Annotated in this window: 4 protein-coding genes and 3 tRNA genes; 5 read left to right on the top strand and 2 right to left on the bottom strand. The window is 71.9% G+C overall.

Going from position 1 to position 5,504, the window contains the following annotated elements; genetic code table 11:
• A partial coding sequence (locus tag BH719_RS02835) for a purine-nucleoside phosphorylase (RefSeq protein ID WP_009743230.1) occupies positions 1–580 on the top strand: 580 nt, incomplete at its 5' end.
• Between the two features lie 453 nt (positions 581–1,033).
• Here BH719_RS02835 and BH719_RS02830 read toward each other — a convergent pair.
• Positions 1,034–2,215 (bottom strand): MalY/PatB family protein, encoded by a 1,182-nt coding sequence (locus BH719_RS02830; RefSeq protein WP_009743229.1) that lies wholly within the window; start codon positions 2,213–2,215, stop codon positions 1,034–1,036.
• Positions 2,216–2,336: 121 nt separating this feature from the next.
• On the opposite strand from BH719_RS02830, the gene gltX reads away from it, so the two are divergent.
• The 4 genes from gltX to BH719_RS02810 all read left to right on the top strand — a co-directional run bounded on the left by gltX (position 2,337) and on the right by BH719_RS02810 (position 4,227).
• Positions 2,337–3,848: a glutamate--tRNA ligase gene (gltX, locus tag BH719_RS02825; protein ID WP_009743228.1), complete on the top strand. Its 1,512-nt coding sequence runs from the start codon at positions 2,337–2,339 to the stop codon at positions 3,846–3,848.
• A 103-nt stretch (positions 3,849–3,951) separates the two neighbouring features.
• A tRNA-Gln gene (locus tag BH719_RS02820) sits at positions 3,952–4,026 on the top strand.
• Positions 4,027–4,049: 23 nt separating this feature from the next.
• A tRNA-Glu gene (locus tag BH719_RS02815) sits at positions 4,050–4,122 on the top strand.
• 32 nt (positions 4,123–4,154) lie between these two features.
• Positions 4,155–4,227, top strand: a tRNA-Glu gene (locus BH719_RS02810).
• A 114-nt stretch (positions 4,228–4,341) separates the two neighbouring features.
• On the opposite strand, the gene BH719_RS02805 is transcribed toward BH719_RS02810, so the two are convergent.
• On the bottom strand, positions 4,342–5,211 hold the full coding sequence (locus BH719_RS02805) for an SDR family oxidoreductase (protein WP_009743227.1): 870 nt from the start codon (positions 5,209–5,211) through the stop codon (positions 4,342–4,344).
• Between the last annotated feature and the right edge of the window lie 293 nt (positions 5,212–5,504).

Genomic DNA, 5,504 nt, shown 5'->3' with positions numbered 1-5,504 from the left:
CGAAGTGCGCGTCTACGACCACGCCTCGGGCCCTGTCCTCGTGGCGACGGGGCGCACCCACCTGTACGAGGGCCACGGGCCCCGGCCCGTCACAGCCCTCGCCCGGGCGGCGGCGGGCGCGGGGGTCGAGCGCGCCGTCCTCACCAATGCCAACGGCTGCCTGCGCGACTGGCAGCTGGGGGACGTCATGGCGGTCACCGACCACATGAACCTGTCGGGCGCCTCGCCCTTCGACGGCCCACTCTTCCTGGACGTGTCGGCGGTGTGGGACCCGGAGCTGACAGCCGCGCTGCGCGGCCCGTGCCAGCGCGAGGGCACCTACGCGATCCTGCGCGGCCCCGAGTACCAGACCCCCGCCGAGACGCGCGCCCTAGCGGGCATGGGGGTCGACTGCGTGGGCATGTCCACGGTCATGGAGGCCCTGGCCCTGCACGCGCTCGGCGTGCGGGTCGCCGGGATGTCGGTCGTGTCCGACCTGTCCTTCGCCGCCGCCCCGACGGATCCTGGCCTCGTCGTCGAGGCGGCGGCGCGGGCGGGGGAGACTGTGCGCGTGGGCATCGAGGCCGCACTGGCGGCTTAGGGGTTCTTGCTGGGCCGGGGGCCTCGGGGGGACGCGCTAGTGCGAGCGGCTGCCCCGGCGCAGGGGGCTCCCCGTCGGCCGGGACCGAGGGGGCGCTGGCCGTAGGGCCCCGCCCGATGGCCAGCCCCGCGCGCTTGTGCGACCCATTCCACCCCCAGCGGGAAGAGGACGCCCCATAAGAGCGCCTCTGCTCCGCTGGCGCTTCCCACGCACCGTAGTTCCGGCCGTCCGCCACTCCTGGTGGTCCAAATTGCGTCTGAGTCTCGGGCGATTCCGGGGGCTTGTGGGTTGGGTGGTCCAAAATGCGTCTGAGTCTGCCCGGAATCGCAGGAATCGGCCAGATAGCGTCGAACTCAGACGCATTTTGGAACAGCGCGCCCTGGTGCCCCTGGAACGCGGCGAAGCCCAGACGCATTTTGGACCACCGGGCGACCGCTGCGGGAAGGGCCCGCGCTAGCGGAGGGCGTCGAGGGCCAGCACGCCGTCCACGATCCGCCGCGCCACGTCGGGGGCGCAGGCCAGGTTGATCCGCGCCCACTTGTAGTAGTCGGCGCCAAGGGTCAGCCCCTCGTTGGCGGCGACGCCCGCCTCGTCGCGCAGCACGGCGGAGGGGGAGCGGCGGCCCAGGTCCACGCCCTCGAAGCCCCACCACGTCAGGTAGGTGGCCTCGGGCCGCACGAAGTCGATGGGGGAGCCGGACAGGCGGGACTCCACGAGATCCACGTTGGCGCGGATGAGGTCCTTGACCTCCCGCTGCCACGCTCCGCCCTTCTCGTAGGCGGCGATGGCGCCCACGGTGCCGATGACGGTGGCGTCGTGGGCGACCTCGTCGCGGAAGGCGTCCCAGCGCGCCCGCAGTGCCTCGTCGGGCAGGATCACCTGCGCCGACGGCAGGCCCGCGATGTTCCACCCCTTCGAGGCGGCCGTCGCCGTGACCGTGTGCGCCGCGCAGGAGCCGTTCAGCGACGCGTAGGGCACGAAGGGGACGTCCTCGTCGAGGACCAGGGGCGAGTGGATCTCGTCGGAGAACACCAGGGCGTCGTACTGCCCGACGACGTCCGCCAGGGCGCGCAGCTCCTCCTTGCGCAGGACCCGGCCCGTCGGGTTCCACGGGTTGCACAGGACGACCAGGCCCGCCCCGGCCTCCAGCCCGGCGCGGATGCCCTCCAGGTCGAGGGCCCATCCGTGCCCGCCCGCGCGGGTCCCGCGCAGCGAGGGGACCTCGATGACGGGGTGGCCGAGCCTGGGGGGGATGGTGAGGAAGGGCATGTACGCGGGCGTGGGGACGACGACGGGGGAGCCGGGGCGCGCCAAGTGGCGGATCGTGGCCTCCAAGGCGGGCAGCACCGAGGCCGCCAGGCGCACCTGGCCGGGCTCCACCTCCCAGCCGAAGCGCCGGCGCTGGAAGGCGGCGGTGGCCTCGGCGACCGCGCCCTCGAGCCAGGGCGGCTGGTAGCCCAGCAGGCCGTCGTCGATGGCGCCCTTCATGGCGGCCGCCACCTCCGGAGCCGTCCCGAAGTCCATCTCCGCGACCCATGCGCCGATGGTGGGGGAGCCGTCCGAGCGCGTCACGCCCGTCCACTTGAGGGAGCCGGTGCGGTAGAGCTGGGCGTCGGTGAAAGTGCGGACTGTCAAGGCTGCTCCTCGGATAGGCGGCGTCGGGCGCGACAAGCCTATTGCCGCCCCCTCCCCGGCGCAGCGCCGGACCGACTGGTGGGCCTTCGCAACAGCGGCGCTGGAGTAGGATTGGGCAATCATGAGTGAAACAACCGCAACCGGCGCCGACGTGCGCGTCCGATTCTGCCCTTCGCCCACGGGGACCCCCCACGTCGGAATGGTCCGCACGTGCTTGTTCAACTGGGCCTACGCCCGCCACACGGGCGGCACTTTCGTCTTCCGCATCGAGGACACGGACGCGGCCCGCGACTCCCAGGAGTCCTTCGACCAGATCATCGAGTCGCTGCAGTGGCTCGGCCTGGACTGGGACGAGGGCGTCGGCAAGGGCGGCCCCTACGGCCCCTACCGCCAGTCCGAGCGCATGGGCCTCTACCGCGATGTCGCCGCCCGCCTGCTCGAGGCGGGGTACGCCTACGAGTCCTACTCGACGCCCGCGGAGGTCGAGGAGCGCCACCGCGCCAAGGGCGAGGACCCCAAACTCGGCTACGACGGCTTCGACCGGGACCTGAGCGCCGAGCAGGTCGCCGCCTACCGCGCCCAGGGGCGCCAGCCCGTGCTGCGCCTGCGTATGCCCGACGAGGACATCACCTTCACGGACCTGGTCCGCGGTGAGATCACCTTCAAGGCGGGGTCCGTCCCCGACTACGTCATCGTGCGCGCCAACGGGCACCCCCTGTACACGCTGGTGAACCCCGTGGACGACGCCCTCATGAGGATCACCCACGTGCTGCGCGGCGAGGACCTGCTGTCGTCGACCCCCCGCCAGATCGCGCTGTACAGGGCCCTGGAGGCCATCGGCGTCGCAGGGGCCATGCCCCGCTTCGGGCACCTGCCCTACGTGATGGGCGAGGGGAACAAGAAGCTGTCCAAGCGCGACCCCGAGTCGAACCTGCTGCTCCACAAGGAAGCGGGGATGGTGCCCGAGGGCCTGAACAACTACCTCGCCCTGCTGGGCTGGTCGATCGCCCCCGACCGGGATGTCTTCTCGATGCGGGAGATGGTCGGCGCCTTCGACATCTCGGACGTGAACCCGAATCCGGCCCGCTTCGACCATAAGAAGGCCGTTGCCATCAACGCCGAGCACATCCGCCTGCTGGACGGGGCGGACTTCCGCGACCGCCTGGTGCCGTTCCTGCACCGCGACGGGCTCGTGTCCGCTGATTCCTTCGGCGCCCTGGCCCCCCGCGAGCAGGAGGTGCTCTCCGAGGCGGCCCCCCTGGTCCAGACGCGCATGCAGGTGCTTGGCGAGGCGTCGGGGATGCTGGGGTTCCTCTTCGTCTCCGACTCCGGCTTGGAGGTGGACGCGAAGGCGGTCGCCAAGCTCAAGGACAACGCGGGGGAGGTGCTCGACGAGGCCATCGCCTTCGTCGAGGGCCTGGGGACGGAGGAGTTCGCCACGGACCGCCTCGAGGCGGGGCTGCGCCAGAGGATCGTCGATGGGATGGGCATCAAGCCGCGGCTGGCCTTCGGGCCCCTGCGCGTGGCGGTCACGGGCCGCCAGGTGTCCCCGCCGCTCTTCGAGTCGATGGAGATCCTGGGCCGGGAGTCGTCGTTGGCGCGTCTGCGGGCGCTCCGCGAGGCGCTCGCCTGATCCGTGAGGGGTGCCACTTCCTGCGGATTTGGTTTCGCCGTGGGGGTGCGCTAAGGTTTCTACCTGTCGCCCGCGGCTCGCAAGGGAAGCGGCGATCCCACATTGGGGTATGGTGTAATTGGCAACACAGCTGATTCTGGTTCAGCCATTCTAGGTTCGAGTCCTGGTACCCCAGCCACCCGGCGAGCGATCGCCGGGAAGGCCCCCATCGTCTAGCGGCCTAGGACGACGCCCTCTCACGGCGTTAACACCGGTTCAAATCCGGTTGGGGGTACGGCTCGGTTCCGCATGGGTTCCGGGTGATGGGCCCCCATCGTCTAGCGGCCTAGGACGACGCCCTCTCACGGCGTTAACACCGGTTCAAATCCGGTTGGGGGTACTCCTGCGGGAGGGTCTAGCGGCCCTCCCGCTTCTCGTTGTGGGGGCGCCGCGTCCGGGGCGTGCGCCGGGCCGCCGTCCCGCCTCCACCGCCCGGCCTCTGCGCATCGTGCCCTCAGCGCGGCCCGCGCGCGTACTCGGCGTAGAAGTCGGCCAGGCGGTGCGTCCCCGTGGCCGGCGCGACGCAGTCGTGGAGCATGTTCCACACCGCGAAGCGGGCAGTGTCGCCCTTGCGGGGGCTGGCCATTGCCGTGGCCCGGACCGCGGGGCCGACGAGCCATCGGGGCGCGGTGACGACGCGCGCCCGCCTGCCCAGGACGTGGAACGCCGTGCGCGCCCACTGCTCCCATGTGAGGGTGTCGGGGCCGCCCACGTCCCACTGCCCGGCGTCCCCCGATTCCACGCGGTCGGCGATGTAGCGGGCCAGGTCCGCCCCGTGCACGGGGTTGATCCGCGCCTCGCGCCTCATGACGGCGACCAGGCCGTGGCGGGCCATCGACAGGAGGGCCATCATGTCGGAGAAGTAGGCGGGCGGGTTGATGATCTGCGCGGTGATCCCGGATCCGGCGAGGGCGCGCGCGAAAGCGGTTTTGGCGCGGGTGAGCCGGGTGGGGCAGCGCTCGGCGCCGAGGGCGTTGACGTAGGTGAAGGAGTTGGCCCCGTGGCGCAGGGCCGAGGCGAGGACCGCCTTGTTGGCGAGGTTGTCGATCGTCCACGGATCCGCGTTCTGCCTGGTCACGCCGAGCGCTGAGACGACGTGGTCGCTCCCGGCGGCGGCTCCGGCCGTGGTCCGGGGGTCGGTGACGTCCCCGACGATCCAGTGGTCCACGAGGCCGTCCAGGGACGGGGCGCCCCACGGCCCGGCGGAGCGGGCGCGTTCGGCGTCCCGCACGATCGCCGTGGTCGTGTGGCCGCGGCGGTGGAACTCCGCGACGAGGTGCCGCCCGAGGTACCCGGTCGCCCCGGCGATTGTGATTGTGCTCATCCGCGCTTCCTCCACTTCATTGTGAGCGCCCGCGGGTTGGTCCGCCGGGGCGTTACCAGCCTACCAATTCGTGGACAGCTGTGTCCAAGAATTGGGGGGCGATCCGGATCGGGGCGCGCGGGCCCTCAAGGCGCGCCGGGCGCGCCCAGCAGCCGCGCCATCACCGCGCGCACGAGGGCGCGGGAGTCGGCGTGCCCGTCGGCGCGCGAGGCCATCCACCGGTCCAGGGCGGCCGCGACCGCCCACACGAGCTCGGCGTGGAGCTCTTCGGGGAGCTCCTCGTCGAGCGTGCC

The sequence above is a fragment of the Pauljensenia hongkongensis genome (assembly GCF_001746855.1).
Lineage (GTDB): Bacteria > Actinomycetota > Actinomycetes > Actinomycetales > Actinomycetaceae > Pauljensenia > Pauljensenia hongkongensis.
The sequence above is the reverse complement of the archived record's forward strand: the minus strand, read 5'-3'. Positions and strand labels throughout refer to the sequence as shown.